Consider the following 25170-nt stretch of genomic DNA (forward strand, 5'->3'; position numbering starts at 1 on the left):
CGGGTCACCCCCCGGCCCTCCTTTCCTCCGGAGGCCCTGCGCGGGGGTCAGTGCCCCGCGACGTGGAGGTGGACCTTCGAGAAGTCACGCGCGGCCAGATGGTCCCTGCGGATACCCCAGATCAGCCACGCGTCGTCGCCCCACAGCATCCCGGTCCTGCCGTCCTCGGCCAGTTGCAACAGCGTGACCCACTGGCGTGCCTCCTCCTGGAAGGCCGGATCGCCGTAGGAGCCGGTGCCGGCGGCGTGTGCCGCGACGGCCTCGATCGGGCTCTGGAGCGCGTCGGAGTATCCGCCCACCTGGTGCGGCGGCCCGTCCTTCCCTCCGTCCTCGAACAGCCGGAGCTGCTCCTCGAAGACTTCAAGGGTGTCCTCGTCCAGCACGTGGTGCCACACCGTCTCCTCGGCCTCCTGAAGGCTGCCGAAGACGTCGACGAGGACGGGGTGATCCCGTGGGGGCCAGGTCGGCTCGGTGGTCGCGGCGAGCGGCAGCTCGGCGTACACCTCGACGCGGTCGTCGGGCGCGGGCCGCTCGGCGACGGCGGTTCCGTGCGGCACATAGATCACCTGGTGCTCGTTCGCGTCGGTCGTGGCGAAGAACAGCAGCGTGCCGGCATCGGGCAGGGAGATGTCCACCTCGTAACGTGCCAGCGCCCCGCAGTCGAGCTCGGCCAGGAACGACAGCGGCCGGTCCCCGTCGGAGAGGGACGGCCACGCCATGCCGTCCGGTAGCTTCGGGAGTCCCCCGAGCCGCCCGACCACGGTCTCGCCGGCCTCGGCCGCGGAGAGCCGGATGGCGGGCCGCAACAGTCCGATCAGCCGCTCCGCTGTCTCCGGCGGCAACTCCTCGCGCGCGAGCTCCGCGAAGTCGATCATCCAGTCCTTCATGCCGCCCATGATGCTTCCCGGGTACGACAAACCCGCCGCCCCCGAGCGACCGGTTACTGCGGCGTGCCGCGACGCCAGGCCATCGCGCGGCGGGAGAGCACGCCATGACGGCAGCGAGCTCCGGGCCACGTCGCCAGTGGGGGTGACCGACTACGTGGAGCAGCAACCCGCGCCCTGACTGCGGCCTTTTCTGGCGTGTCGGCCGCGTGAGCGCCCGGCCACATACGTATTCCCGCCCGGTCATCGTGCCGTAACGAAGCGTGGCGATCGTCGTGGGTGACGAGGTCAACGCGGGAGGAGAGCGCTATGGCGTCCATCTTCGATCGGATCGGCGGTTCCGGCGCGGTCGCGGCCGTGGTCGAGGAGTTCTACACGCGGGTCGTCGCCGACCCGATGCTGCGCGGCTACTTCGCGGACGCCGACATGGCCAAGCTCAAGGCGCACCAGCGCAGTTTCGTCGCGGCCGCGCTCGGCGGCCCTCAGGAATACCGGGGCAAGTCGATGGACGAGGCGCACGCCGGGCTCGGCATCACGGGGGAGGAGTTCGACCAGGTGGTCGTCCATCTGGCCGGAGCGCTGGAGTCGTGCGGCGTCGACGCCGAGACGGTCGGCTCGATCGCCGGGGCCCTCGCACCGCTGAAAGAGCAGGTCGTGCAGAGCGCCGTCGCGGCCTGAACAGTCCCGGCAGGCCGTCCGCCGGGTGAGACGGCTCTTGACGCTTAACCGGTTCATTAGTGAACTGGGCGTGATGGAATCGCGATTCGAGGACGTCGCCGCGCTGGACGTGGACCCGGCGAGGGCCCGGGTGTACGCGGAGGGCTGGCAGTCGTGGAGCGTCACCACCGCCCTTCCCCTGACGGACACGCCCTATCGGGTGACCCTGCCGAACTCCCTGGTCATCGACTGCCACTACGGCTCCGCTCCGGACGAGGGCGTGTTCCGGGGCGAGGGGCTGCTGGCCGTCGATCCCGGGGACGGCGGCCCCGTCCACGTCTTCGGTGCCGCGAGTGCCGAGACGGCCGCCTCCCGTGTGCCGGTCATCGAGGCGCGGCCACGCGGCGGCCGGGTCGTGATCGCGTCGGACGCCCCCGTGGACCACACGGAGCATCAGGGCGGGCTGGAGACGGCGCTGGCCCGGTGGGGCGCCGCCTTCGCCGAGCGGGCCGGCATTCGCTTGCGCCCGTCGCCCGCGGTCTGGTGCTCCTGGTATCAGTACTTCTCGGAGGTCACCCAGGACGACGTCGCCGAGAACCTCACGGCTATGGACGAGCTGGCGCTCCCCGTGGGCGTCGTGCAGATCGACGACGGATATCAGGCCGCGCCCGGCGACTGGCTCACGTCCTCCGGCCGCTTCGACGACCTGCCCGGCCTGATCGGGCGCATCCGCGAGCACGGACGGCGGGCCGGGATCTGGATCGCCCCCATGGTCGTGGCCCGCAAGAGCGCGCTCTTCGCCGCGCACCCGGAGTGGCTGGTGACCGATCCCGCGAGCGGGAATCCGGCCTTCGCGGGTCACGTCCTCGGCGACTCCTGCGCCGCGCTCGACCTCACCCACCCCGGCGCGGCCGAATATCTGGCGGACGTGCTGCGCACCATGCGCGGCTGGGGCGTCGACTACGTCAAAATCGACTTCGTGTACGCGGGGGCGCTGGAGGGCCGCCGCCACGAGGACGTGACCGGTGTGGAGGCCTACCGCCACGGCCTGCGGCTCATCCGCGAGGCCATCGGGCCCGAGGCGTACCTGCTGGGGTGCGGCGCGCCGATCCTGCCCTCGGTCGGCATGGTGGACGCGATGCGGGTGGGCCCGGACATCGCGGCGTATTGGCAGAACCCGAGCGGGCACCCCTCCGAACCCAGCCAGGCCAACGCCACCAGGAACACCGTCGCCCGGGCCTGGCAGCACGGCAGGTTCTGGATCAACGACCCCGACTGCCTCATGCTCCGGCCGGAGGTCGAACGGCGCGAGGACTGGGCGCGCACCGTCGAGCGGTACGGCGGCCTGCGGGCCTCCAGCGACCGGCTGCGCGGCCTGGACCCGTGGGGGCTGGAGACCACCCGTCGCCTGCTCACCCCCGCCGACCCCACCCCGCTCGTCTGAGCCGCACTGCAGAGTCGTAGCCGTGGATCCGGCAGATGCGGCGTGTCAAGGGACGAGTCGCAGCTGGGGGCGGTGGGCGGGCAGGCCGATCAGCTCGCGTACGCGTGCCACGGGCCAGGCGAGCTCCCGGGCCAGCGCGGGCACGGTCAGCGCGGTCTCTGCCGCCGCCATGTCGAACGCCCGGCTGAGCAGGACCGGCTGCTCGCCGGGGTAGCCCGACACCGGTTCGGTGGCGAAGCCCGGCTGGTCGCGCAGCGCCGCGAGCCGCTGGTAGGCGCGCCCGGCCGCGGAGTCGGACAGCAGCCCGACCTCCCGGCACCGATACAGCAGGGAGTCGACCGACACGCCCCAGACGCGGCGCAGCTCCGCCAGCCGCCGCAGGTCGGCACGGGCGGGCAGGGCGGGCAGGACGCTGTCGCGCGGGGTGAGGAACTCCGCGGCGAAGGAGTCGGCCTCGCGCTCCTGCTGGCTGTCCCCGGCGGCGGCGTCCCCGTGCAGCACCAGGTGCCCCAGCTCGTGGGCGGCGGTGAAGCGGTGCCGATAGACGTCGTCGAACCGGTTGGGCGTCAGGACGACGATGGGCCGAGGCAGGCTGGAGGTGGAGAAGGCGTCCACCGTGACCGCGTCCTCGTCGGCCTGGGGGAAGACGACGACGATCCCCCGTGACTCCATGTGCCGCACCAGGTGGCTGATCGGCCCGGTGCCGAGCCCCCAGTGGGCCCGCAGCGCGCGGGCCGCGCCCATGGGATCGCGAGGCAGGGCGCTGCCCGAGTGCACCTCGCCCCCGGCGAAGCCCGGCAGGTCGACGTAGGGGAGACGCACCCGTTTCTCCAGCGCGTACGTCAGCTCCCAGACCTGTTCGACGAAGGCCACGGCCTTCGCCCGCTGGTAGGCCCGAGTGGAGCGCAGGCTGCGGAAGTGCGCCATCGAGCCGTCCAGCTTGCCGTGCGGGCGGCCCGGCAGGAAGAAGGCCGCGGGCACCGCGAGCACCTCGGCGAGGAGCGGGACCAGGTCGGGACGCGGCCGGGTGACCCCGGCCTCATACTGGCCGACCGCGGCGGGGGACACTCCGATGCGCTCGGCCACCTCCTTCTTCGTCAGCGCCGCCAGTCGTCGTGCCTGGGTGAGGCGGGTGCCGTCGAAGGCGTCCGCCACGGCCTGCGGGCTCGGCGCCCCGCGACCGAGCGAGGCGTTGCCGGGTGTCAAAGTGCCCGGTGTCAAAGTGCCCGGCGCCAACGTGCCCGGCGCCAACGTGCCCGGCGCCAACGTGCCGGGTGCCAGAGTGCCAGATGCCAGAGTGCCAGGTGTCGTCGTGCCGGATTCGGGGGGAACGGTCTCCTCGACCAGGCGCAGCCGGTCATCGTCCTTCATCGGCGGCGGCGTCCGGTGCGTACGGCGCCTCGCTCATGGGAGGCACGGCGGTCGCGCGCTCGTGGAGCGGGCGCGGGTTCAGGGCGGGAGCCGGCATCGCACCCCGGGCGAACGCGGACGCCTTGCCGAGGGAGGCCGCCACCTCGGGCAGCTCGGCCGCGGGCGCCTGCCCGGGGAGCGGAATGGGCTCGCAGTAGTGCCAGCGCAGGTTGCCGGTGCGGTCGAGCAGCTCGGCCTCGCCCCACCACACGTCGAGCAGACCGGCCCTGGCGTTGCAGGCGTACGCGATGAGTACGAGGCGGGTGCCCTCGGGCAGCCGGGTGAGCGCGCGGGCGGCCGGAGTCACGGGCTCCGGCAGGGCGGCCTCGACCCCGCCGAGCGTGAGCTGCTCGGCCCAGGGCCGCGGGCCGAACCTGGTGAACAGCGCCTGCACCAGCCCGGACGGCCTGCCGTCGCCGATCCTGGCGTTGACCACGCTGACCGAGCGGTCCTTGGCGTAGCGGAAGGGGAACAGCAGGTTGCCGCCGAGCACGACGAGCTGGTGCTGGGAGCCCGGCGGCTTGACGGTGACGACGTCGGGCATGTCCGCGAACGCGTCGGCCAGGGCCTCGAACTTGCGGGACATGAGCGTGAAGCCGAACGGGTGGAGGAGCTCGGTCCGCGCCGTCTTCTGGGCGTCCTGGGCGTTCTCCAATGCGATCGCCAGCGCCTCGGTCACCCCCTGGCGGATCTGCTCGGCGCGCGGGCCGAACGTCTCCACAGCCCAGGTCGACAGCATCGCCACCTCCGGTGTGCTCCGCACGTGCTGCTATGTCCAGTGACCGCCATAGGCCGGGGGCACTTTATTTTCCGACATCATAGTCCCGCGAACGCTTCATGAGTCACCCACGTCACAGCTCTTCTTGTAGTGAGGGCACCCCGGGCGCGGCCGAATAGATGGCTATAGTGCCAAATGTCGTGATCGGGGAGGGGAGCATGGCCGGCGAATGCGCCCGCCGTGCTCCCCTGCCGTACGGCCGGCCGCCGGGAGCGTGTCCGCGTACGGCACGCACAACGGGAGAGCAATGGCACACCCCCCACCTTCCGGCTCATATCCGGGCCGGCCTCCCGCCGATGCCTACGGCTCCGGGCCGTATGGTCCGGGTCAGCATGGTCTGGGTCAGCTCAACCAGCCGCCGGACCAACCGCCGCCCGGTCAACCGCCACAAGGCTGGCCACCGGGCGCGTACCCCCAGCCCGGCGGGCAGCCGTGGCAGCAGCAGCCGCCCCGGCAATTCCCCCAGCAGCCGCCCCAGCCGGGTCCGTGGCCCGCGCCCGGCGGTCCGTACGAACCGGGTGGTCCGTACGAGCCCGAAGAGGACGGCCGACCGCGGCGGGGAGCCGGGCGGGTCTTCGGCGGTGTCGTAGCCGGGGGTTTCGGCCTGATGCTCCTGCTCGGCGGGGGCGCCATCGTGGCGAAGGCCGTGTCGAACAGCCACCAGGAGATCCGCAACAAGGAATACGCGCGCAACCTGTGGCGCAACGAGCCCGCCGAGACGCTGTTCCCCACGGCGCTCGGCCGGCAGGACCCGGAGAAGAAAGAGAACGACCCGAAGACCGAGCGCGGCTGGACCAGGGTCGCGATCTCCCCGGACACCTCCTGCGCGAAGGCGCTGTCCGGGGTGGTGGCGAAGGAGGCCGCCCAGCGCGGCTGCGTCGCGGCCCTGCGCGCCACGTACGTGGACGACACGGGCGGCACCGCCGCGACCGTCGCCATCGTCATGTTCGGCGACCCGAAGGTCGCCCTCGATCTGGGCGATCTCGTGCACGACAAGGCGGACGCCGACCGGCCCGACCATGCCGTGCGCGCCCTCGCCGCCCCGGGGATCACCTGGAACGACGCCGTACGGGCGGGCAGTGGGGGCTACAACGTGATGGACATCTACACGCCGTGTGCGGTGGTCGCCTCTGCGGGACCGGTGGACGGCAGGAAGGCGGGCCGGCTCCCGCAGCCCTGGGGCAAGCGAAGCTACGAACAGCGCATGGACCGCGAGCCGTGGAGCGCGACGGCCGAAGGGCTGGCCAAGTCCCTCGCCTGGCGCCTGGCGGATCTGACCAACAGGGGTGGAGCGTGACCGGGCGCGCCCTACCCGCCGCCCTTCCCGCCGTCGTCGCGGCTGTGGTCGCGGCGGTCCTGGCGGTGGCGGGTACGGCGGTTCCGGCACGGGCCGACGCGCCCAGGGACTGGGAGGTCGCGGCCCTGCGGCTGCCCGAGGCGCACCGGACGGCCCAGGGGGACGGCGTTCTGGTCGCCGTGCTCGACAGCGGTGTGGTGGCCAAGCATCCCGCCCTGGGCGGCCGGGTGACGACCGGCCCCGACTTCATCGGGGGCGGCGCCCGGCCGGGCCGGTCCTACTGGGGCGAGCACGGCACCGCGATGGCGTCCGACGTGCTCAAGGTGGCGCCGAAGGCCCGCGTCCTGTCCGTACGAGTCCTGTGGGACCGGGAGGACCCCGCGCGGAAGCGGGCGCTGAAGATGACGAAGGACGCCCAGAGCGACAAGGCCGCGCATGCCCTGGCCAACGGCATCAGGTATGCCGTCGGCAAGGGGGCGAAGGTCATCTCGATGTCGCTCGGCACCGACGAGTGGGCGATCCTCTCGGGCTACGAGGAGGACACGGCCGCCGCGGTGGACTACGCGGTGAGCAAGGGCGTCACGATCCTGGCCAGCACCGGCAACGGCGGCTCGACCGACCCGCTGGAGGTGGACGCCAACAACCAGGTGTCCTACCCGGCCGCCTATCCCGGGGTCATCGGGGTGGGGGCGCTGGGCCCGGACGGCCGCCGGACGGACTTCTCCCAGGTGCACACCTACACCACGATCGCGGCCCCCGGCATCGATATCTACAGCGCCAGGAACACCGGCGGCTACGCGTCGATCGACGGCACCTCCCCGGCCTGCGCCCTCGCCGCCGGAGTGGTCGCGCTGGCGCTGTCCCGCAATCCGAAGCTCACGCCGGGGCAGATCCGCGCCATCCTCACCAGGACCGCCCGGCATCCGGCGGGCGGCAACGACCCGTTCGTGGGCTTCGGCCGGATCGACGCGGCCGCCGTGGTCGCGGCGGCCGGCTCTCCGGGGAAGCCCGCGATCAAGGCCGTGCCGTACAAGGGGAAGAAGTACTTCGGGAACGGCCCCACAGACGCGCCCATGACCCACCCGCCCATCGACACCGAGTATCTGGCCATCGGCGGGGGTGCGGGAGCGGCCGGGCTTCTGCTGCTGTTCGTCGCCTTCCTCCTCTTCCGCCGCCCTCGTAAGGCTTGAGGTCCACCACCGCACCGGCCGGAGCCCCGGCGACGGCCGGGGCCGGCCGGGCTTCTTATGGTGAGGTATGGGGAAGATCCTGGTCGGCACGGCGTCGTGGACCGACAAGACCCTGCTGGAGTCGGGGTGGTATCCGCCCGACGTCACCACGCCGGAGGAACGCCTGCGCTACTACGCGCGCATGTTCCCGCTGGTGGAGGTCGACTCGACCTACTACGCGCCGCCCGCCGAGGCCACCGTACGGCTGTGGTCCGAGCGCACGCCTCCGGAGTTCGTCTTCGACGTCAAGGCGTTCTCGCTGCTCACGCAGCATCCGACCCGACCGGCCGCGCTTCCGAAGGACCTGCGGCCGAGCGAAGGCGGCAAGAACCTGTACGTCCGCGACCTCGACCCGAAGGTGGTGGACCAGGTCTGGGAGCGGTTCGTCAGCGCCCTGCTGCCGCTGCGCGAGGCGGGCAAGCTCGGGGCGGTGCTCTTCCAGTTCCCCCGGTGGTTCCCGATCGGCAAGGCGAACAAGCACTACATCCTGGAGTGCAAACGGCGCTGCGAGCCGCTCCGCATCTCCGTCGAGTTCCGCAACCACACCTGGATGAGCGAGGACAACCAGGCCGAGACCCTCGACTTCCTCCGTTCGTACGCCATTCCGTACGTGTGCGTGGACATGCCGCAGGGCTATCCGGACTCGATCCCGCCGGTCGTCGCGGCCACGTCCGACCTGGGGGTCGTGCGGTTCCACGGGCACAGCGACAAGTGGACCAGCCGCGACATCCACGAGCGCTTCGGCTACCGCTACTCCCTCGACGAGCTGAAACAGTGGGCGCCGCGGCTGCGCGAACTCGGCGGCCAGACGTCCACGACCCACGTGCTGATGAACAACTGCTACCGCGACTACGCGCAGACCAACGCCCGCCAGCTCGCCGCCATCCTCGCGAGCCTGCCAGACTGCGACGTAAGCCCCCGGCCGGACGGCGACCTGACACACGAGGAAGGGACCCGATGACGGACCTGCCCAAGATCAGCGCTCCGGCAACGCGGGCGCTCGCGAGCGCCGGCTACACCGACCTGGAGAACCTCGCGCAGGCGACGGAGGCCGAGCTCCTCGCCCTGCACGGCATGGGACCGAAGGCGATGTCCGTGCTCCGCCTGGCCCTGGAGGAGCACGGCCTGTCCTTCCGCGATCAGCCGACCGCATAGTAGGAGACCACCGCCGCCTGACCGGTGTAATTAGGGCCCGCGCGGTCGTCGGCGCCGAGATAGGACCAGCGCAGGTCGATCTCCTTGCGGCCACGGCGGCTCACGCGTCTGTTCCTGGCGTCGTAATCGAGGCCGTTCGCCCGCAGCGCCGCCGTCAGCCGTCGTCCGGCGGGCGCCCCATCCGCGCCCCGTACGCCCCGTACGCTCCGTACGCTCCGAACGTCGAAGTTGGCGGCGAACAGCCCGTCGTCGGTCAGCCAGGAGGCGGCCCGGGCGATCACGCCCAGCTTGTCACCGACATAGTGCAGCCCATGGACGCAGGTGATCAGGTCGAATGCCGCATCGGGGGCCCACGAGGTCACCGACGCCGTGACCAGCCGCAGCCCCGGCGGCCGGGGCGGCCCGGCGAAGTAGCCGACCAGGTCCACGCCGACGATCTCCGCCCGGTCTCCCAGCGCGTGCGCGGCCTCGAACAGCGCGTTCGCCGTGCCGCAACACAGGTCGAGCCACCGGACGACCCGATCGGCGCCGCGCAGGAGGGCGAGGACGTCGACACCGAGTTCGCGCCGGTAGGCCGGCAGCCGGCGCTCGCGGTTCATGTCGCTGTTGGCCACGATCGAGGACCGCTCCAGCGCGTCGTCGTCCAGGAGCCGGAGATCACGATGGTCCATCCCCGTTTCCTGGGTCGTGTCTGACAAATCATGGCCCTGCTGCGTGTGGCCCAGGCGGCGCCTCGTTGCGTTCTCGTCGTCGCCCATGGCTCCCCTGTTGCCTCCTTCTCGGCCTCGCGATGCATCCACCGGTATCCCCGCTCGCGACGGTCGGCATTTGTCAGACACTCCCTAGCATCCCCGCGGAGTTGGTGCGCCAGGTGGTGTGCTGCCGACGGTGTATTTCGCCTAAAGTCACCTGAATGGCAGCAAACCCCTCTCGGCTGGCGTGGCTGGACGCCTTACGCGGGATCGCCGCTCCGGCCGTGGCGCTGCACCACTCGGCCTGGACCTTCATTCCCGCCGTGTGGGCGGAGGTGGACCGCCGGGTCGACGTCGGCACCTGGGGCGTCTTCGTGTTCTTCCTGGTCAGCGGATACATCATCCCGGCCTCGCTCGAACGGCGGGGCGACCTGCGGGCCTTCTGGACCGGCCGGGCCTTCCGGCTCGTCCCGCTGCTGCTCGCCGCCCTCGCCCTCGCGCTGCTCCTCGCGTACGCCGGGGTGTTCGAGACCTCGCCCGGCCTCGACAACCGGCCGCCGCCGCTCGTCGCGCTGGCGAACCTCACGATGCTGCAGGAACTCCTCGGCGTCCCCTCGGTGATCAACGTGATGTGGACGCTCTCCTACGAGATGGCGTTCTACCTGATGACGGCGGGGCTGTTCGCCGTACGGCAGGCGCACAGGTCGGCGCCGATCGCCGTGGTCCTGGCGGTGGCGGCCGTGCCGCTCGGACTGCTCATGCCCGGCGCGACGATCAACGGCGGCGCCGACCTGGTCGCCGCGCTCATGGGCGTCGCGGTGATCCTGGTCATCGTCGTGACCGTGACCGCGAACGGCCGCCTCAGGACGGCGGCGGCGCTGATCGGCGGCCTGCTCGGCCTGGCGCTGGTGATCCTCGGCAGCCGGATCGGGGCGGGGCAGGGCCTGGTCATCGCGGCGACGATGTTCGCCGGGACCGCCGTGTGGCGCGCCGAGCAGGGCACGCTCCGGCCGGCCTGGGCCGTCGCCGCGCTGCTGACCGTCATCGTGAGCGGCGTCCTGGTGGCCGGCGAGCCCGCCTGGGCCGCGGCGGTGCTGCTGGCGGTGGGCGTCTTCGCGCTCGCGTTCCGGTTGCGGCACCGGCCGTTCCCCCGGTGGCTCGCCCACCTCGGAGTGATCAGCTTCTCCCTCTATCTGCTGCATCCGCTCCTGCTGCGGGTCGTCCCGAACCTCCCGGTGTTCTTCCTCGTCCTGCTGGTGCTCGGCCACGTGGCGTACCGGTTCGTTGAGGCCCCGGGCCAGGGCCTCGGGCGCCGCCTGAACAGGAAGACCCACGCCGCCGGGCCCGAAGCCGTGAGGGGTGAGCGTGAGCCCCGTCACGGCTCCGCAGTCCCGGTCAGGCGGCGTCCGCGAGCCCGTCCAGGCGGGCCATCTCCTCGTCCGTGAGACGCAGCGTGGCGGCGGCGACGTTCTCTGCCAGGTGATCGGGGTTGCCGGTGCCCGGGATGGCCAGCACGTGCGGCCCCTGCTGGAGCGTCCAGGCCAGCCGCACCTGCGCGGGGGTCGCGCCGTGCGCGCGGGCGACGGCCAGCACCTCCTCCTGCTCCGTGCCGCTCGTCCCCGCCTCGCGGCCGTCGCCCGCGATCGCGTAGAACGGCACGAAAGCGATGCCCTGCTCGCCGCAGGTGCGCAGTTGCCCCCGGCTGCGCGTGGCGCCGATGCCGTACCGGTTCTGCACGCTCACCACCGGCGCGATCGCCTGGGCCTGCGCGAGATGCCCGGGCCTGACGTTGGAGATCCCGAGGTGCCGGATGAGACCGGCCTCGCGCAGTTCGGCGAGCGCCCCGAAGTGCTCGGCGATCGAGTCGAGCCCCGGCTGGCGCAGGTAGACCAGGTCGAGGTGGTCACGGCCGAGCTGGCGCAGGTTCTCCTCGACCTGGCCGCGCAGCTGGTCGGGCCGGGCGAACGGCAGCCACTCGCCGGACGGGTCCCGCCCCGGGCCCACCTTGGTCGCGATGATCAGGTCGTCCGGATACGGCGCGAGCGCCTGGTTGATCAGCTCGTTGGCCGAGCGCAGCCGCGAGAAGTAGAACGCCGCCGTGTCGATGTGGTTCACACCGAGATCGACGGCGCGCCGCAGCACCGCGATCGACCGCTCGCGGTTGCTCGGCGTGCCGAGGTCGAAGGCGGCGCTGCCCGTCAGGCGCATCGCTCCGAACCCCATCCGGTTGACCGTGAGGTCGCCGAGCCGCCAGGTCCCCGCGTCCGACGCGCTGATCGTGTCCGTGTTCATCGTTTCATCATGCCCGTTAAAGACCCATGCCGTCGGCGAGGGCGTCCATGACGGCGTCGAGGAGGGCGGCCCCGCTGTGCCCCGTGCCGGCCAACTGCCCCTGGACTTCCAGGCCGACCACGCCCTGGAGCTGGGCCCAGGCCATCACGGTGCCGGTGAGCGCGGTCGCCGCATCCCCCGGGGGGGCGAACGCACGCACCCACTCGGCGACCGCCGGGGTCTCCTCCAGCCATTTCCGCATCTGCTCTCGCAGCGGTTCCGCTCCCGGCCGGCAGCGTCCCCCGGCGAACACCGGCAGGAAGGGCCCGAGCACGTTCCGGGCCCGCAGCACGCTCTCGGGGGGCGCCTGGTAGCCGGGCGAGGGCGTGCCGGCCAGCAGCTGGAACAGGCGCGGATTGGCCACGGCCCATGCGCGGAAAGCCCCGGCCAGCGCGTGCAGCCGCTCCCGGGGCGCGCCCTGCCCGACGGCGGCCCGTACGGCCGCGGCGACGTCGTCGAAGCTCTCCAGGATCAGCTCGGTGAGCAGGTCGTCGCGGCTGCGGAAGTACTTGTACAGCGCCGGTCCCGTCACGCCGAGCTGTTTCGCCACCGCGTTCAGGCTCAGCGCCGGATGTCCGTTGCCGTACGGCAAAAAGGGCCGGACTCCCGGGGAAGAGGAAGTCCGGCCCAACGTGGAGTGGTGCCGGCCGACCCGGCGGTTTCAGTCGCTCAGGGGGTGTAGATCTCCTGCACCTTCACGATCGCGCCGCGATAGACGGTGATGAGCGCCGGACGATGCGTGTGCTTCATCCGGGAGATCAGCTCACTCCGGGAGCACCGCTTCGCCCCCAGGCCGCCGCTCTTCACCGTCACCGTGGTGCCCTTGCACCCGGTGGCGCTGTAGAACACCACGTTCTTGGCGACACGAGAGGCGTAGGCCCTCACGTCACCCTCGGGCGGGCCCTCGAAGTGCCCCTCCGTGTGGCCGGTCTTGTCCTTCGCCCACCTGATCGGCTCATATTCCGCCACCCCGGACCGGTAATACGTGACCCAGCCCCGCAGGATGCCGTCGTGCCGGGGCGAAATGTGCTTCGTGAAGTCATGGCGCGGGTCGGTCTGGAACGACGTGCCGTAGGGCTTGGGCGCGGCGAACTTCGGCATGGCGGCGGCGCCGGCCGGGAGTGCCGCGGCGCAGATCAACGCGGCCGCCGCGGCGGCGGGAAGGACAAAGCGGAGCGAGAGGGCATGCTTCATGCCCTGTTGGAGTCCGGATTCGGCGGAAAGGTTCGTGCGATCTGCCGGATTTCCGTACGCGCCCACGTGAGAACCAAGCGACGGCGCTCGCCGGTCGTCCCGGGGCGTGAAGCGGTGCGAGCCTACGCCCCCGCCTGAACAGGCTCTGTCTGAACGGGCTCCGTCTGAACGGGCTCAACCGGCCATGCCTGAGCGGGCTCCGCCGCCGGGCATGGCCGCCGGGCGCGGGAGACGCCTCAGCGGGCCTCGGGCTCGTCTCGCCGCGCGGCTTCCGCAGCGGCCCTGAGCCGGGCGTTCTCCTCTTCGAGCGCGCGCAGCCGTTCCTCGGCGTCCGGAACGGCGGGTGCCGTACGAGCCTGGGTGACGGGGATGTCGTCCTCGTCGCCGAGCCTGCTGGTCTCCTTCTTGAAGATCCGCAGCGACTGCCCGAGGGCCTTCGCGGTGTCCGGCAGCTTCTTCGCACCGAAGAGCAGCACGAGCACCACCAACACGATCATCCAGTGAACAGGGCTCAGCGACCCCATGGCTCTCCTCTGGTCGTCGTTTTGCCTGCTCACAGGCTATGCCATCGGGTGAGAGGCAGGCGGCGCGGGCGTCCGGCGAGGCGGCGGACCGCTCGAAGGGCGGGGGCGCCGGCGTCGTCAGGCCGTCCGGCGGACCACGGCCGCCGGCCGGTCACTCGCCGGGCCGGGCGCGATGAAACTTTCGTCTCTGTTTCGGAAAAGTCGGCCCGATAGTAGCGGTAATAACTGCGCGAACAGCGCACTCATCCTCCCCCTGGAGAGGGCTGAAACCCCTTCCGATTTGGGCCTTGCAGGGGCTGCAACATTTCGGTGATGCTTCGAAAAAATTCAGCCCGCGCGCGTGTCGGCGGTTCTTGCGGACCGGTGACAGGTCCGGGAATCCCCAGAAGGAAGGACGCACTGTCGTGAAAGGCCTCATGGAGCTCGACATGGTCCCGGCAGCAGCAGTGGCACCGGCTGCTGCAGTCTCGATCGATGCCGGCCGGCCCTCCCGCGGGGGCAGCCGATGATCGGCGACATCTTCTCCGGCGGCAGGAGCCGCGCCCTGTTCTCCGGCGGCACGGGCGTGCGCCGCGGGCTCGTCGTGGCCGCCGTCGCCGCGCTTTCGCTGGGTCTCGCGGTGGTCGAGATCCCCGGTGGCAACGCCGGTGTGGGCGCGCTCGCTCCCTGGACGGCGCAGGCGGCCAATGCCGCCGCCGGCGTCGAGGACGAGGGTGCCGACTGCCCGGTGCCCGACCTGGGGCAGTTGACGTCGAACTCCCGGCTTCCCGATCCGTTCAAGAAGATCAACGGGCAGCGCATCACGTCCAAGTCCGACTGGCGGTGCCGCCGCGAGGAGATCAAGAAGCAGGCCGAGCGCTACATCTACGGTGAGAAGCCCGGCAAGCCGGCCGGCGTCACGGGCACGGTCTCGCGGACCGGCATCACCGTGAACGTGTCCGCCAACGGCAGGAGCTCCAGCTTCTCCGCGTCGGTGGACGCACCGAGCGGCAACGGGCCGTTCCCGGCCGTCATCGTGTACGGCGGATTCGGCGCGGACACCGCCACCATCAAGGCGAGTGGCGCCGCGGTCATCAGCTACGACCCGTTCTCGGTCGGCAGGGAAGGCACGCCGCGCAACAACAAGCAGGGCGCCTTCTACAGCATCTACGGCTCCTCCAGCAGCACCGGCCTGCTCGCCGCCTGGGCCTGGGGCGTCAGCCGCATCATCGACGTCATCGAGCAGTCGGGCGGGAGCATCCTCAAGGCGGACGCGACGGGCGTCACCGGGTGCTCGCGCTACGGCAAGGGCGCCTTCGTGGCCGGCGTGTTCGACCAGCGCATCGCGCTGACGATGCCGATCGAGTCGGGCAGCGCCGGTGTTCCCATCCTGCGCGGCATCGCCCAGGAGAGCGGTGCGCAGCCGCTGAGCAGCGCCTACTCCGAGCAGCCGTGGCTGGGTGACGCGTTCAGCTCCTTCACCGGCAACCCGAACCAGCTCCCGGTCGACACGCACGAGATGGTGGGCATGATCGCTCCGCGTGGCCTGTTCATCATGGAGAACCCGCACGTCGACTGGCTGGGCGCCCAGTCGGGCAGCGTGGCCGCGCTGGCCGGCGCCGAGATCTACAAGGCGCTCGGCGCGGGTGACAACATCAGCTACTGGTCCGACGTCCAGGACGGCACCCACTGCGCCAGCCGCTCCGAGTGGCGGACGCCGCTGCAGCAGAACATCCAGAAGTTCCTGCTGAAGACGGGCAACACCCCCGGTGTGTTCCGGATCTCCTCCAGGAAGTCCGGCAACCTGTCGCAGTGGAAGGACTGGACGACCCCGACCCTGTCGGACTCCAACCCGTCTCCCAGCCCCAGCCCCAGTCCCAGTCCCAGCCCCAGCCCCAGTCCCAGTCCCAGTCCCAGCCCAAGCCGCTCGCCCAGCCCCAGCCCGTCCCCGAGTGGGAACACCAGCCCGAGCCCGTCTCCCAGCCCGAGCCCCTCGCCGTCCGGCGGAGTGAGCGGCGCGTGCTCGGCGACGATCCGCGTGGTCAACTCCTGGTCCGGCGGCTGGCAGGGCGAGGTCACGGTGCGTGCGGGGAATTCGTCGATCAACGGCTGGACCGTGAACTGGACCTGGCCGGATTCGCAGAGCATCACCCAGATCTGGGGAGGCGTACACTCGGGCTCCGGCTCGGACGTGACGGTGCGCAACGAGTCGTGGAACGGCTCGGTCGCGGCCAATGGGAGCACGACCTTCGGCTTCCTCGCCGGAGGGACCTCGGCCACCCCGTCGGCCACCTGCACCAGCCCGTGATCCACGGCTGATCCACGGGTGATCCGACGTCCGATCCGACGTCCGATCCGACGTCCGATCGCACGTTCGGCCGGACGCTGACGATCGGGGCCCGCGGCGACCACGCCGCGGGCCCCTCTGCGTGTCCGCGGCGGGGCTCGGCCTCCGTCAGCGCTCGAAGATCAGCGCTCGAAGATCAGTGCCCGAAGATCAATGCGCGGAGATCAGTGCCCGAAGAGCATGACGACGGCGACGATGACGAAATGGATGAGCACCGTGAGCGCCAGGACGCTGGCGAATATCCACTTGGCGGGGCCGTGCTCGAAGTGCTTGCTGTCCTTCATCGGCGGCCGCTTGGCGACGCGGTCGGCGATGCGCTCTTCGAGACTCTTCCTACGAGCCATGACACTTCCTGTGTTCTCGGCGATGCTTAGTGCACTAACAGTTAGTGTACTAATGGCCTAGCATGGCCATGGAGGTGCACATGAGTGACTTTGGCGACATCGCCGACCCACTGGCCCTGGAAAACCAGGTCTGCTTCGCCCTGGCGGTCGCCTCACGGTCGGTCATCGGTCTCTATCGGCCCCTGCTCGAACCGATGGGCCTGACCCACCCGCAATATCTGGTGATGCTGGCCCTGTGGCAGCACTCGCCCTTGTCGGTGAAGGACCTCAGCCGGTTGCTCCAGCTGGAGCCGGCCACGCTGTCGCCGCTGCTCAAGCGCCTGGAGGCGGCCGGCTACGTCGAGCGCCGCCGTGCCAGCGACGACGAGCGTTCCCTGGCGATCGTGCTGACCGACGGGGGACGCGCGCTGCGCCGGCAGGCCGAGAAGGTCCCGGTGGCGATCGTCGAGCGGCTGGGGATGGAGCTGGCCGAGCTGCGGAGTCTGCACCAGGCGCTGACCCGGGTGATCGCCGCGACCAACGGCGCCCACCTCGCCGGACAGCCCTGATCTGCCCGCTGATCTGCCCGCCGACCGGCCCGCAATAGGCCCGGGGATCGGCCCGGCGCAAGGGAGACGGGTCATGCGGTGACGGCGGCTCCCGGACCGGGCAGGATGTCGATGCCGGTGACGTCCATGGGGCGGTCGCACGCGGAACAGTGCAGCTCGACATGGCCGATCTCCCCGCAGGCATGGTGCCGGTACAGCACCGGCGGCCCGGCCTCGCCCGCCGTCCAGCGGTCGCCCCACCGCACCATCACCATCAGCAGGTCGCACAACTCCGTCCCCTTGGCGGTGAGCGCGTACTCATACCGGGGTGGCCGCTCCGAATATCGCCGCCGTTCCAGCACGTCGTTGTCCACGAGCCATCTGAGCCGCTCGGTCAGCACCTTCCGGGAGATGCCCAGGTTCCGCTGGAGCTGGTCGAAGCGGCTGATCCCCACCATGACGTTGCGCAGGATCAATGGCGACCACGGCTCGCCGATCACGTCCAGTGTGCGGGCGATCGAGCAGGCCATGTCGCCGAACCGGGTTCGCTGCATGAGCTCGATGGTAGCCGAGAGGGTTCCCTGAAGAGACGGACCTCTGCTAGCGTCGGCACCATAAGTTCCTTTAAGAGACGCACAGAGGAGCGTGCCGTGAACCGTCCCCCGGTCGTGTCGCCACAGGAATGGCAGGCCGCCCGCGATGCGCTGCTGGTCAAGGAGAAGGAGCACACCCGGGCGCTGGACGCGCTGGCCGCGGAACGGCGCAGGCTGCCGATGGTCCGCCTCGCCGACGGCTACCGCTTCACCGCGCCGGACGGTTCTACGGTCGACCTGCCCGGCCTGTTCGAGGGCCACCGCCAGTTGGTGATCTACCACTTCATGCAGGGCCCGGGGCAGGACTGGCTGTGCACCGGCTGTGCCACCTTCACCGACAACATCGCCGACCAGTCCCACCTCAACGCCCGGCGCACCCGGCTGATCCTGATGTCCCGCGCCCCGCAGGACGAGATCGACGTCGTACGGCGGCGGATGGGCTGGACCGTGCCCTGGTACTCGTCCGGTGACGACTTCTACGACGACCTCGGGCTCGGCGACGGCTTCGGGCTGAGCGTCCTGCTCCGCGATGGCGCGGAGGTCTTCCGCACCTACTACACCAGCGGCCGAGGGGTCGACCGGCTCCGGCTCGACTTCAACCTGCTCGACCTCACGCCCTACGGACGTCAGGAGGAGTGGGAGGACTCCCCCGAGGGCTGGCCGCAGGACCCGACGATGAGCCGGCTCCGGCCGCATGACCAATACCCCAGCTCGCCGTGGCCGTGACCGTCCGCCCTCGATTTCCGCAGCCCCGACCGCCTGCCCGGGAGGCAGCCATGGCACGAACGCTCACCGCCCCCGAGCGCGAGCACTTCCTCGCCCTGCCGCACGTCGGCGTTCTCAGCGTCGCCGCCGACGACGGCCGTCCCCCGCTCACCGTGCCTGTCTGGTACGCGTACACGCCCGGCGGAAACCTGCACTTCTTCACGGGCAGTCAGGGCCGGGTCGCGCGCAAGACCCGATTGCTCCAGCGGTCGAAGGCCCTGAGCTTCTGCGTGCAGCAGTCCGAGTTCCCCTACAAGTACGTAACGGTCGAGTGCACGGTGGTGGAGGAGAACTGGACGCCTTCGGTCGAGGAGGTGACGGCGGTCACCTCCCGCTACCTGCCGCCGGACCTCGCCCGCGCCTTCGCCGAGGCCGAGACGGCCCACCCCGCCGGCACCTTCGTACTGTTCACCGCGCGTCCCGACCGGTGGCTGAGCTTCGACTTCGTCGACGACGCGCCCGCCTCGGCCGGAGAGTGAGAGGGCGCTCCGGCCCGGAACGCCGGCTCCGTGGCTCCGCCGACACATCCCGTGCGGCCGGGGACTCATTCCTGGGGGATGACCCGCTCTCCTTCGCCCAAGGGCTCCTCGAAGCCCGCCAGGTATGACCGCAGAAGCTCCTCGGACACTGTGACGCTGTTCGGCCCGCTCAGAGCGTTGCGCGCCGCGAGCCGCCGGCGCAGGGTGTCCGGGCGCGCTTTCAGGTAGACCAGCTCCCACCGATATCCGTGACTCTCGATCAGTGACCTGTACCGGTCGCGCGTCGCACGCCGCCAGAAGCTGTAGTCGAGGACCACGCTCCGGCCCGCCCGCATCAGGCGCACAAGCTCCTGCCACAAGGCGTTCTCGGCACGGGCCTGATGGTCCTCGTACTTCTCCGGGTCGAGCTCGCCGCCGTCGCGCCCGAGGTGTGCCCAAACGGCCTCGTCGATGGACAGCCGGACGTAGCCGCGCCGCTCCAGCTCTCGCGCGTACGTCGTCTTGCCCGAACCCGCGATGCCGCACATCATCACAACGCGCCGCTCCGTCTCGTCCTCAACGCGAGGGACGGGACGCCCTACGCCGAGGTGGTCAGGAATGCCGGTCATGCCCCAAGTCTCGCGCTTTCTGTGCAGCTTTCTGGGGCAGCGCCTTCCACGCTCTCTGAGCGGCCCCCTTCGCTGCCCCTTCTGGGCCGCCCCTTCGGCGGCCGGTACGCCCTTTTTTTGGCCTGGCCTGCGGCTCCAACCCTTCGCTTCGCACTGTTGCTACTCGCTCACCTAGCGTGAAAGAATACATACATCAGTTCGAATCAAGTGAGGAGGGTGTGATGGATCTGTTCGACATCGATCCTGAGCACCTTCGTCGTTCGAACGATGGCGACGGGGAGTGGTGGGACCGTCTGATCGCCAATTCCCCGCTGTGGTCGTCCGACGGCTCGTCCGCCCGCGACCCCTTCCCGATCATCGGCCTTGAGTCGCAGCAGCGTGCGAGCCGCGCCGAGGGCGACACCGACACCGACCACGACACCGATAGCAGCAGCGGTGGCGCGCCCGGTGCCGGTCAGGGCAAGGGTCGGTCGTCGTGGGTGGTGGTGGGGTCGGTTCGTGAGGTGGCGCAGGAGCTGGCGCTGGTCCCGCTTCCCGATGACGTGGACGTCTGTCTGGCGGAGGCGGAGGAGTTGCTGTTCGCCCGGGATCGGATCACGTGTGCGCTGGCCGACCGGGTAGGCCGGGTCCATCGTGCAGGGCAGGCCAAGCAGCATGGGCATGCCTCCACCCGGTCCTGGCTGCGTACCGCCGCCGGGATGACGGTGGGCGGTGCGGGCCGCCTGCTCATGCTGGGCGCGGAGCTGCCGCGCCTCCCTCAGGTGCGGGAGAAGTTCGCCGCGGGTGAGTTGGCGGCGGGGGTGGTGGAGGCCATCTGCGCCGCCGTCGCCGGGCTGACCGATGAGCAGGCCGGGTTGGCCGAGCCGATCCTGGTGGAGCTGGCCGGCAAGGCGGGGGCGGCGGAGGTGGCCAAGGCCGGCCGCCATTTGCGGGCGGTGCTCGACCCCGACGGCGAAGAACGCGATGAGCAGGCCGATTACGGGCGGCGGTTCCTACGGGTCCGGCCCGGTAAGGGCGGCGGCGTGGAGGGGGAGTTCTACATTCCCCGTGAGCCCGGCGCCCGCCTGATGACCTTGTTGCAGGAGTACGCCAAGAAGAAGGCCGAGGGTGATGACCGCACGCTGACGGAGCGCCAAGCGGACGCCTTGATCGCCGCGTTGGAGCAGCAGATCGTCACCGAGCTCCTCGTCGTGGTCAGCGCCGAATCCCTCCCCACCGACCCCGAAAACACCGACCCCACAGACACCGACCCAGCCACCGAAGACCCCGCCGACCACCCCGGCGACCCTGCTTCCTACGAGGCCGAGGCAGATGCCGGTGCGGAGAGCGCTGGCGACACCGGCGACCCTGCCACCGGCGAGGCCGACCCCGCCACCGACCCCACCCCTGCCGCCGGCTCCGGCAACGCCGCGACCGGACTTCGCGATGAGGAGTCTCGCGGCTGCGGAGTCGGTGAGCGCGAGGCCGGTAAGCGGCGGCCTGGCGAGTGCGCGCCGGACGACACCGCGAGCACGAGCTCTGCCGAGGGCGACGAGAGCGGGCCCACCGTGGGCGGAGACGGCGACCGTGTTGCGGCCCCGTCTGGAGCACCCCACGGCACGCGGCGCGCGTCGGCACGGCCTGCCGACGCTGGCGGGCGTTCGCGCACGGCTCCTTCGGACACGGCTCCTTCGGACACGGCCCCTTCGGACACAGGGTCTTGGGGGGCGACGGCTTCGGACGCGACGGCTTCGGACACAGCGTCTTCGGGCGCACCGCTATCGCAGGTAGCGCCTTCGGATGCGGCGTCTTCGGATGCGGCGCTTTCGGAGGCGGGGCGGCCGGATCCTCCTCCCGAGGATGCCTCCCCACATCACACCCACGCCGGGCCTCGGCCTGCGGGGGAGTGCCGGCATGGCCAGGGCGCGTGCCGGTGCGGCGGCGAGGCGCGCTGCTCCCACGCGGCGCAGGCACCGGGAACAGCACAGGGGGCGTCGGCAACGGCGCCCGGCGGGCCGGGACCGGAGCCGGAGACACCACCCGGGAGGGCATCGAGAACAGCACCGAGAGCCGGGCGAGGGACGCGCGGAGCGGCGCAGGGTGCGTCACCGGGAGCGGCGCAAGGAGTGGCGCAGGGTGCGTCACCGGAAGCAACTCCGGGAGCGTCGGCAGGCACGCCGCCTGGGGCGTTCCAGGGGACGGCGCTGGGGGCGTCACTGGGACCAGCGTTGGGGGCGTCGTTGGGGATGGTGCCGGGGTTGCTGCTGGCGACCGGGCAGGTGCTGCCCCTCTCCAGCGTGCACCGCCTCGCCCGCACCAGCACCCTGGTCCGGATCGTCATGAACGCCGACGGACAGATCCTCGACATGGGCCGCAAAGTCCGCCTGGCCACCCCCGCCCAACGACGGGCCATCTTCGCCCGGTATGCCACCTGCTGGATCGACGGCTGCCCCCTGCCCGCCACCATGTGCCAGATCGACCACGCCGACAACTGGAGCACCGGCGGCCTCACCGACCTGAAACTGCTCGGCCCGGCCTGCCAGTTCCACAACCGGGACCGCTACCAGCACCCCGAGCGCTACACCCGCCGCAAAGCCGGCACCGACCGCTGGGCCTTCACCTACCACCGCCTGGGAACAGCCCGGCGGCTGCGTGAGTGATAGAGGGGTGGCACGCGGACAGGACCGGGCGGTGGCGGGAGTGAGGCGGGAGGCACGGTGGGGCAACTCGCAGGTAGGCCCGGGCGACGCGCAGGCAAGCCGGGCGGCGCGCAGACAGGTCGGGCGGCGCGCAGACAGGTGGGGCGGCGGTGGTCGCTGAGCAGGATGGCGTCCTCGTCGCTGTGGAGCCATGCGCCGGGGGCGAAGGTCACGCCGCCGAAGCTCACGGGGACATCGATATCTCCCAGGCAGGTCTTGGCGCTCTTGCGCGGGTTGGCGCCGAGCGTCTTGATACCGAGGTCGAGACCGGCCAGGGTGGCCGTCTGTCCCACGTCGCAGGTCTCGGCGGCGTACGCGTGGTCACGACCGGGGGCGGCGGGCCGTGAAGTCGTCCGCGATGGCGTCGAACGTGGACCACCGGACGCCCTCGTGCCCGCCGATGTGCTCGATGAGGCGCTCCAGCATGAGCAGGACCTGCGGGCGGCCCGAGACGTCCGGGTGGATCGTCATGGTGAAGACGGCGTAGTCCGACTCGCGGTGGACCCAGTCGAACTGGTCGCGCCACATCTCCTCGAGATGCCGCGGGTTCACGAAGCCGTGGCTGTTGGGGCTGGCCTTGACGAACATCATGGGCGGCAGGTCGTCGAGATACCAGCTCCCCGGGATCTCGACGAGGCCGGTCTCCTCCCCGCGGACGAGCGGCTTCATCCACTCGCGGGCATCCTTGCCATAGTCGACCTTCGACCAGGTGTCGCCGACGCGCACGTAGTAGGGCTCGAAGTCGCGGTGCATCAGCGAATGGTCGTATTTGATGCCGCGTTCGAGCAGCAGCTCGTTGGTGACCGGCGAGAACTCCCACCACGGCGCGACGTACCCCGTGGGGCGCCGGCCGGTGCGCGTCTCGATGAGGTCGATGCAGTGGTCGGGGACGGCCGACTCCTGCTCACGGCTCATCGCGATGGGGTTCTCGTGGCTGTATCCGTGCACGCCGATCTCGTGTCCGGCCGCCACGACCTGCGCGAACTGCTCGGGAAAGGTCTCGATGGAGTGACCGGGCCAGAACCAGGTCGACGGCAGGCCGTACTTGTCCAGCAAGGCGTTGAGCCGCGGCACGCCCACCTCGCCGGCGAACAGGCCCCGCGAGATGTCGCACGGGGAGTCCGCACCGCCGTAGGACCCGAGCCAGCCGCCGACCGCGTCGACGTCGATCCCGAACGCCACGAAGATTTCCTTGGCCATCGGCGCATCCTCTCCTCCGGGTGCCGGCGGGACGGACACGGGCGGCGAGGGCCTGCCGCGTGACGTGGGGCGATGCCGTCCGGCCCTATCGCTTCCGTTCCCCGTATGTGCGCAGGAACGACGCCCGCCCGGGCGCCGGAAAATCGCTCGCTCTCCCCTCATGCGCTACGAGACCATGACCACGGCGGGTTCGGCGTTCGGGGGAGGGCTCATGACTGCGCTGGGGTCGATCGAGGACGCCGATAGCGGCCCATCTGCGCGCAAATCCGCGGTTCTGCTGGTGCTGCAGTACTACTTCGGCGAGCTGCGGCGCCAATGGCGGGTCGCGGTGCCCGCACTGACGTTGCCGGCCATCGGGAACATCTGCCTGTTCTACCTGGCGCCGCTGGCGGTGGCCGGGCTCGTGGGGCATCTGTCCGAGGGCGGGGACGGCACCGTCGGCGTGCTGCTGCCGTACGTCCTCGGCTTCGGCGCGATGCTGCTGGCGGGCGAGGCGCTGTGGCGGGTGGGGCTGCACTTCCTCAACCGCGCCGACGCCCGGGGCATCGAGCGGCTCGGCGTGGTGGGCATGGACGAGCTGCTGGCCAAGGACGCCGCGTTCTTCCACGACAACTTCGCGGGCTCGCTCACCAAGCGGGTCATCGGGTTCTCCTCCAGGTTCGAGGAGTTCGTCGACACGCTCACCTTCTCGGTCGTCGCCAAGCTGGTGCCCCTGATTTTCGCCTCGGTTGTGTTGTGGCGATACCACCCACTGCTGGTCGTCGTCCTCGTGGGCCTCGTCATCGTCAGCGGCGTTCTCGTCACCCCGCTCATCCGCCGCCGCCGGGTGCTGGTCGACAAGCGCGAGGCCGCCAAGGTGCGGGTGTCGGGGCACGTCGCCGACGTGCTGGCCAACATGGACACGGTCCGCGCGTTCGCCGCGGAGGAGCGCGAAGCCGCCGAATATCGGGCGAGGATCGCCGAGCAGCGCAGGTTGTCCCTGCGGTCCTGGGACTACGGCAACCTCCGGGTGGATACCGTCGTCGCCCCGCTGTCGGTGCTCACCAGCACCGTGGGCCTGCTCCTCGCCGTTGCGCTCCGCGGCGGCCTCGGCGTGGAGGCCATCGTGGTGACGTTCACCTACTACACGAACACGATCAGCATCATGTTCGAGTTCAACCAGATCTACCGGCGCGTCGAGAGCGTGCTCACCGAGGCGGCCCAGTTCACCGAGCTGCTTCTCGTGCCGCCCACCGTGGTGGATGCGGTCGATCCGCAGCCGCTGCGCCCCGTGGACGCGAGCATCCGCTTCGAGCGGGTGCGGTTCGGGTATGGCGGCGGCACGCCCCTGTTCGACGGCCTGGACCTCGACATCCGCAGCGGCGCCAAGATCGGGCTGGTCGGCCAGTCAGGCGGCGGCAAGAGCACGCTCACCCGGCTGTTGCTGCGGCTCATGGACGTGGACGGAGGCAGGATCCTGATCGGCGGCCAGGACATCGCCCGGCTGCGTCAGGCCGACCTGCGCAGCCTGATCGCCTACGTGCCGCAGGAGCCCGCCATGTTCCACCGGTCCGTACGCGACAACCTCGCGTTCGCCCGGCCGGGCGCCACCGAGGCCGAGATCCTCCGGGCCGCGCGGGCGGCGCACGTCACGGAGTTCGTCGAGTCGCTGCCGGACGGGTTCGACACCCTGGTCGGCGAGCGCGGCGTCAGCTCTCCGGCGGCCAGCGGCAACGCATCGCGCTCGCCCGCGCCATCCTGCGCGACGCCCCGATCCTGCTGCTCGACGAGGCGACCAGCGCGCTCGACTCCGAGAGCGAGATCCTCGTCCAGGAAGCCCTCTGGCAGTTGATGGAGGACCGTACGGCGCTCGTGGTCGCGCACCGACTGAGCACCGTCGTCCGCATGGACCGGCTTATCGTGCTCAACCGGGGACAGGTCGTGGAGCAGGGCAGCCACCACGAACTGCTCCAGGCCGACGGCCCCTACGCCCGGCTCTGGCACCACCAGTCCGGAGGCTTCCTCGTCGAACAGGACGCCCCGGACGCGCTCCACCGCTGACGCCGTACGGCGGAG

27 protein-coding genes are annotated in these 25170 nt (G+C 70.9%); 14 read left to right on the forward strand and 13 right to left on the reverse strand.

All coding sequences use genetic code 11. From position 1 onward, the window contains the following. Positions 1-47 precede the first annotated feature (47 nt). Positions 48-887, reverse strand: a complete 840-nt coding sequence (locus FLX08_RS34640; protein ID WP_167530685.1) for a DUF1963 domain-containing protein — start codon at positions 885-887, stop codon at positions 48-50. A gap of 306 nt (positions 888-1193) precedes the next feature. On the opposite strand from FLX08_RS34640, the gene FLX08_RS34645 reads away from it, so the two are divergent. Then, on the forward strand, positions 1194-1562 hold the full coding sequence (locus FLX08_RS34645) for a group I truncated hemoglobin (RefSeq protein WP_142624484.1): 369 nt from the start codon (positions 1194-1196) through the stop codon (positions 1560-1562). A gap of 73 nt (positions 1563-1635) precedes the next feature. Beyond that, on the forward strand, positions 1636-2985 hold the full coding sequence (locus tag FLX08_RS34650; RefSeq protein ID WP_142624485.1) for a glycoside hydrolase family 36 protein: 1350 nt from the start codon (positions 1636-1638) through the stop codon (positions 2983-2985). 45 nt (positions 2986-3030) lie between these two features. Here the strand turns inward: FLX08_RS34650 and FLX08_RS34655 are convergent, their stop codons facing one another. Both FLX08_RS34655 and FLX08_RS34660 read right to left on the reverse strand, forming a co-directional pair. Next, positions 3031-4356 (reverse strand): helix-turn-helix domain-containing protein, encoded by a 1326-nt coding sequence (locus FLX08_RS34655; protein WP_208761850.1) that lies wholly within the window; start codon positions 4354-4356, stop codon positions 3031-3033. Beyond that, positions 4343-5158, reverse strand: coding sequence for a hypothetical protein (locus FLX08_RS34660; protein WP_142624486.1), 816 nt, complete (start codon positions 5156-5158; stop codon positions 4343-4345). Before FLX08_RS34660 ends, FLX08_RS34655 begins: the two co-directional genes overlap by 14 nt. A 622-nt stretch (positions 5159-5780) precedes the next feature. Between FLX08_RS34660 and FLX08_RS34665 the strand changes: the two genes are divergently transcribed. The 4 genes from FLX08_RS34665 (at position 5781) to FLX08_RS34680 (ending at position 8854) form a co-directional block, all read left to right on the forward strand. Continuing rightward, positions 5781-6470 (forward strand): hypothetical protein, encoded by a 690-nt coding sequence (locus tag FLX08_RS34665; RefSeq protein WP_142624487.1) that lies wholly within the window; start codon positions 5781-5783, stop codon positions 6468-6470. Next, positions 6467-7660, forward strand: coding sequence for a S8 family serine peptidase (locus FLX08_RS34670; protein WP_142624488.1), 1194 nt, complete (start codon positions 6467-6469; stop codon positions 7658-7660). Before FLX08_RS34665 ends, FLX08_RS34670 begins: the two co-directional genes overlap by 4 nt. A 67-nt stretch (positions 7661-7727) precedes the next feature. Then, complete coding sequence (locus FLX08_RS34675; RefSeq protein ID WP_142624489.1) at positions 7728-8660, forward strand: DUF72 domain-containing protein; 933 nt, start codon at positions 7728-7730, stop codon at positions 8658-8660. Beyond that, a complete protein-coding gene (locus tag FLX08_RS34680; RefSeq protein WP_142624490.1) occupies positions 8657-8854 on the forward strand; it encodes a helix-hairpin-helix domain-containing protein in 198 nt (65 codons plus the stop codon). Before FLX08_RS34675 ends, FLX08_RS34680 begins: the two co-directional genes overlap by 4 nt. Here FLX08_RS34680 and FLX08_RS34685 read toward each other — a convergent pair. After that, positions 8839-9525, reverse strand: coding sequence for a class I SAM-dependent methyltransferase (locus FLX08_RS34685; RefSeq protein WP_142624491.1), 687 nt, complete (start codon positions 9523-9525; stop codon positions 8839-8841). The two genes, FLX08_RS34680 and FLX08_RS34685, sit on opposite strands and share 16 nt — an antisense overlap. Before the next feature lie 242 nt (positions 9526-9767). Here FLX08_RS34685 and FLX08_RS34690 point away from each other — a divergent pair, with 242 nt between their 5' ends. Continuing rightward, a complete protein-coding gene (locus tag FLX08_RS34690; protein WP_142624492.1) occupies positions 9768-10991 on the forward strand; it encodes an acyltransferase family protein in 1224 nt (407 codons plus the stop codon). Here FLX08_RS34690 and FLX08_RS34695 read toward each other — a convergent pair. The 4 genes from FLX08_RS34695 to tatA form a co-directional block, all read right to left on the reverse strand. Beyond that, positions 10942-11838 carry an aldo/keto reductase gene (locus tag FLX08_RS34695; RefSeq protein WP_142624493.1) on the reverse strand — a complete coding sequence of 299 codons (897 nt, stop codon included), beginning with the start codon at positions 11836-11838 and terminating at the stop codon, positions 10942-10944. The genes FLX08_RS34690 and FLX08_RS34695 overlap by 50 nt on opposite strands. Before the next feature lie 16 nt (positions 11839-11854). Beyond that, positions 11855-12508: a TetR/AcrR family transcriptional regulator gene (locus FLX08_RS34700; protein WP_142624494.1), complete on the reverse strand. Its 654-nt coding sequence runs from the start codon at positions 12506-12508 to the stop codon at positions 11855-11857. Positions 12509-12546: 38 nt separating this feature from the next. Further along, positions 12547-13071, reverse strand: a complete 525-nt coding sequence (locus FLX08_RS34705) for a hypothetical protein (protein WP_142624495.1) — start codon at positions 13069-13071, stop codon at positions 12547-12549. A gap of 236 nt (positions 13072-13307) precedes the next feature. Further along, on the reverse strand, positions 13308-13595 hold the full coding sequence (gene tatA / locus FLX08_RS34710; RefSeq protein WP_142624496.1) for a Sec-independent protein translocase subunit TatA: 288 nt from the start codon (positions 13593-13595) through the stop codon (positions 13308-13310). A gap of 505 nt (positions 13596-14100) precedes the next feature. On the opposite strand from tatA, the gene FLX08_RS42610 reads away from it, so the two are divergent. Then, a complete protein-coding gene (locus tag FLX08_RS42610; protein WP_142624497.1) occupies positions 14101-15882 on the forward strand; it encodes a glucuronyl esterase domain-containing protein in 1782 nt (593 codons plus the stop codon). Positions 15883-16085: 203 nt separating this feature from the next. Here FLX08_RS42610 and FLX08_RS34720 read toward each other — a convergent pair whose 3' ends face one another. Further along, entirely contained in the window at positions 16086-16265 is a 180-nt protein-coding gene (locus FLX08_RS34720) for a hypothetical protein (RefSeq protein WP_142624498.1), read from the reverse strand. An 80-nt stretch (positions 16266-16345) separates the two neighbouring features. On the opposite strand from FLX08_RS34720, the gene FLX08_RS34725 reads away from it, so the two are divergent. Further along, positions 16346-16813: a MarR family winged helix-turn-helix transcriptional regulator gene (locus FLX08_RS34725; protein WP_142624499.1), complete on the forward strand. Its 468-nt coding sequence runs from the start codon at positions 16346-16348 to the stop codon at positions 16811-16813. Between the two features lie 71 nt (positions 16814-16884). Here the strand turns inward: FLX08_RS34725 and FLX08_RS34730 are convergent, their stop codons facing one another. Beyond that, positions 16885-17346 carry a winged helix-turn-helix transcriptional regulator gene (locus tag FLX08_RS34730; protein WP_142624500.1) on the reverse strand — a complete coding sequence of 154 codons (462 nt, stop codon included), beginning with the start codon at positions 17344-17346 and terminating at the stop codon, positions 16885-16887. A 96-nt stretch (positions 17347-17442) separates the two neighbouring features. On the opposite strand from FLX08_RS34730, the gene FLX08_RS34735 reads away from it, so the two are divergent. Beyond that, complete coding sequence (locus tag FLX08_RS34735) at positions 17443-18111, forward strand: DUF899 domain-containing protein (protein ID WP_142624501.1); 669 nt, start codon at positions 17443-17445, stop codon at positions 18109-18111. 50 nt (positions 18112-18161) lie between these two features. Then, positions 18162-18629, forward strand: coding sequence for a pyridoxamine 5'-phosphate oxidase family protein (locus FLX08_RS34740; RefSeq protein ID WP_142624502.1), 468 nt, complete (start codon positions 18162-18164; stop codon positions 18627-18629). 65 nt (positions 18630-18694) lie between these two features. On the opposite strand, the gene FLX08_RS34745 is transcribed toward FLX08_RS34740, so the two are convergent. After that, complete coding sequence (locus tag FLX08_RS34745; RefSeq protein WP_142624503.1) at positions 18695-19237, reverse strand: P-loop nucleotide/nucleoside kinase family protein; 543 nt, start codon at positions 19235-19237, stop codon at positions 18695-18697. Positions 19238-19458: 221 nt separating this feature from the next. Between FLX08_RS34745 and FLX08_RS34750 the strand changes: the two genes are divergently transcribed. Continuing rightward, positions 19459-21876, forward strand: coding sequence for an HNH endonuclease signature motif containing protein (locus tag FLX08_RS34750; RefSeq protein WP_142624504.1), 2418 nt, complete (start codon positions 19459-19461; stop codon positions 21874-21876). Here the strand turns inward: FLX08_RS34750 and FLX08_RS43530 are convergent. Together FLX08_RS43530 and FLX08_RS34760 are read right to left on the reverse strand one after the other, a co-directional pair. Then, positions 21837-22208: an RraA family protein gene (locus FLX08_RS43530; protein WP_142624505.1), complete on the reverse strand. Its 372-nt coding sequence runs from the start codon at positions 22206-22208 to the stop codon at positions 21837-21839. The two genes, FLX08_RS34750 and FLX08_RS43530, sit on opposite strands and share 40 nt — an antisense overlap. A gap of 28 nt (positions 22209-22236) precedes the next feature. Further along, on the reverse strand, positions 22237-23115 hold the full coding sequence (locus FLX08_RS34760) for a polysaccharide deacetylase family protein (RefSeq protein WP_142624506.1): 879 nt from the start codon (positions 23113-23115) through the stop codon (positions 22237-22239). 211 nt (positions 23116-23326) lie between these two features. Here FLX08_RS34760 and FLX08_RS34765 point away from each other — a divergent pair, with 211 nt between their 5' ends. Together FLX08_RS34765 and FLX08_RS43140 are read left to right on the forward strand one after the other, a co-directional pair. After that, positions 23327-24946 (forward strand): ATP-binding cassette domain-containing protein, encoded by a 1620-nt coding sequence (locus FLX08_RS34765; RefSeq protein ID WP_208761852.1) that lies wholly within the window; start codon positions 23327-23329, stop codon positions 24944-24946. Next, the gene (locus FLX08_RS43140; protein ID WP_280117151.1) at positions 24832-25155 is read left to right on the forward strand and encodes a hypothetical protein; all 324 of its coding nucleotides are present in this window, start codon (positions 24832-24834) and stop codon (positions 25153-25155) included. The genes FLX08_RS34765 and FLX08_RS43140 overlap by 115 nt, the downstream gene beginning before the upstream one ends. Positions 25156-25170 lie beyond the last annotated feature (15 nt).

The sequence above is a fragment of the Microbispora hainanensis genome (assembly GCF_006874475.1).
In the GTDB taxonomy this organism is placed as follows: Bacteria; Actinomycetota; Actinomycetes; order Streptosporangiales; family Streptosporangiaceae; genus Microbispora; species Microbispora hainanensis.

Coding starts and splice junctions, on each gene's coding strand:
- FLX08_RS34680 (WP_142624490.1), top strand. CDS start 8,657: ATGACGGACCTGCCCAAGATCAGCGCTCCGGCAACGCGGGCGCTCGCG.
- tatA (WP_142624496.1), bottom strand. CDS start 13,595: ATGGGGTCGCTGAGCCCTGTTCACTGGATGATCGTGTTGGTGGTGCTC.
- FLX08_RS34695 (WP_142624493.1), bottom strand. CDS start 11,838: ATGAACACGGACACGATCAGCGCGTCGGACGCGGGGACCTGGCGGCTC.
- FLX08_RS34765 (WP_208761852.1), top strand. CDS start 23,327: ATGACTGCGCTGGGGTCGATCGAGGACGCCGATAGCGGCCCATCTGCG.
- FLX08_RS34750 (WP_142624504.1), top strand. CDS start 19,459: ATGGATCTGTTCGACATCGATCCTGAGCACCTTCGTCGTTCGAACGAT.
- FLX08_RS34645 (WP_142624484.1), top strand. CDS start 1,194: ATGGCGTCCATCTTCGATCGGATCGGCGGTTCCGGCGCGGTCGCGGCC.
- FLX08_RS34665 (WP_142624487.1), top strand. CDS start 5,781: ATGCTCCTGCTCGGCGGGGGCGCCATCGTGGCGAAGGCCGTGTCGAAC.
- FLX08_RS34690 (WP_142624492.1), top strand. CDS start 9,768: ATGGCAGCAAACCCCTCTCGGCTGGCGTGGCTGGACGCCTTACGCGGG.
- FLX08_RS34740 (WP_142624502.1), top strand. CDS start 18,162: ATGGCACGAACGCTCACCGCCCCCGAGCGCGAGCACTTCCTCGCCCTG.
- FLX08_RS34655 (WP_208761850.1), bottom strand. CDS start 4,356: ATGAAGGACGATGACCGGCTGCGCCTGGTCGAGGAGACCGTTCCCCCC.
- FLX08_RS34730 (WP_142624500.1), bottom strand. CDS start 17,346: ATGCAGCGAACCCGGTTCGGCGACATGGCCTGCTCGATCGCCCGCACA.
- FLX08_RS34640 (WP_167530685.1), bottom strand. CDS start 887: ATGAAGGACTGGATGATCGACTTCGCGGAGCTCGCGCGCGAGGAGTTG.
- FLX08_RS34725 (WP_142624499.1), top strand. CDS start 16,346: ATGAGTGACTTTGGCGACATCGCCGACCCACTGGCCCTGGAAAACCAG.
- FLX08_RS42610 (WP_142624497.1), top strand. CDS start 14,101: ATGATCGGCGACATCTTCTCCGGCGGCAGGAGCCGCGCCCTGTTCTCC.
- FLX08_RS34720 (WP_142624498.1), bottom strand. CDS start 16,265: ATGGCTCGTAGGAAGAGTCTCGAAGAGCGCATCGCCGACCGCGTCGCC.
- FLX08_RS34745 (WP_142624503.1), bottom strand. CDS start 19,237: ATGACCGGCATTCCTGACCACCTCGGCGTAGGGCGTCCCGTCCCTCGC.
- FLX08_RS34675 (WP_142624489.1), top strand. CDS start 7,728: ATGGGGAAGATCCTGGTCGGCACGGCGTCGTGGACCGACAAGACCCTG.
- FLX08_RS34650 (WP_142624485.1), top strand. CDS start 1,636: ATGGAATCGCGATTCGAGGACGTCGCCGCGCTGGACGTGGACCCGGCG.
- FLX08_RS34685 (WP_142624491.1), bottom strand. CDS start 9,525: ATGGACCATCGTGATCTCCGGCTCCTGGACGACGACGCGCTGGAGCGG.
- FLX08_RS34760 (WP_142624506.1), bottom strand. CDS start 23,115: ATGGCCAAGGAAATCTTCGTGGCGTTCGGGATCGACGTCGACGCGGTC.
- FLX08_RS34705 (WP_142624495.1), bottom strand. CDS start 13,071: ATGAAGCATGCCCTCTCGCTCCGCTTTGTCCTTCCCGCCGCCGCGGCG.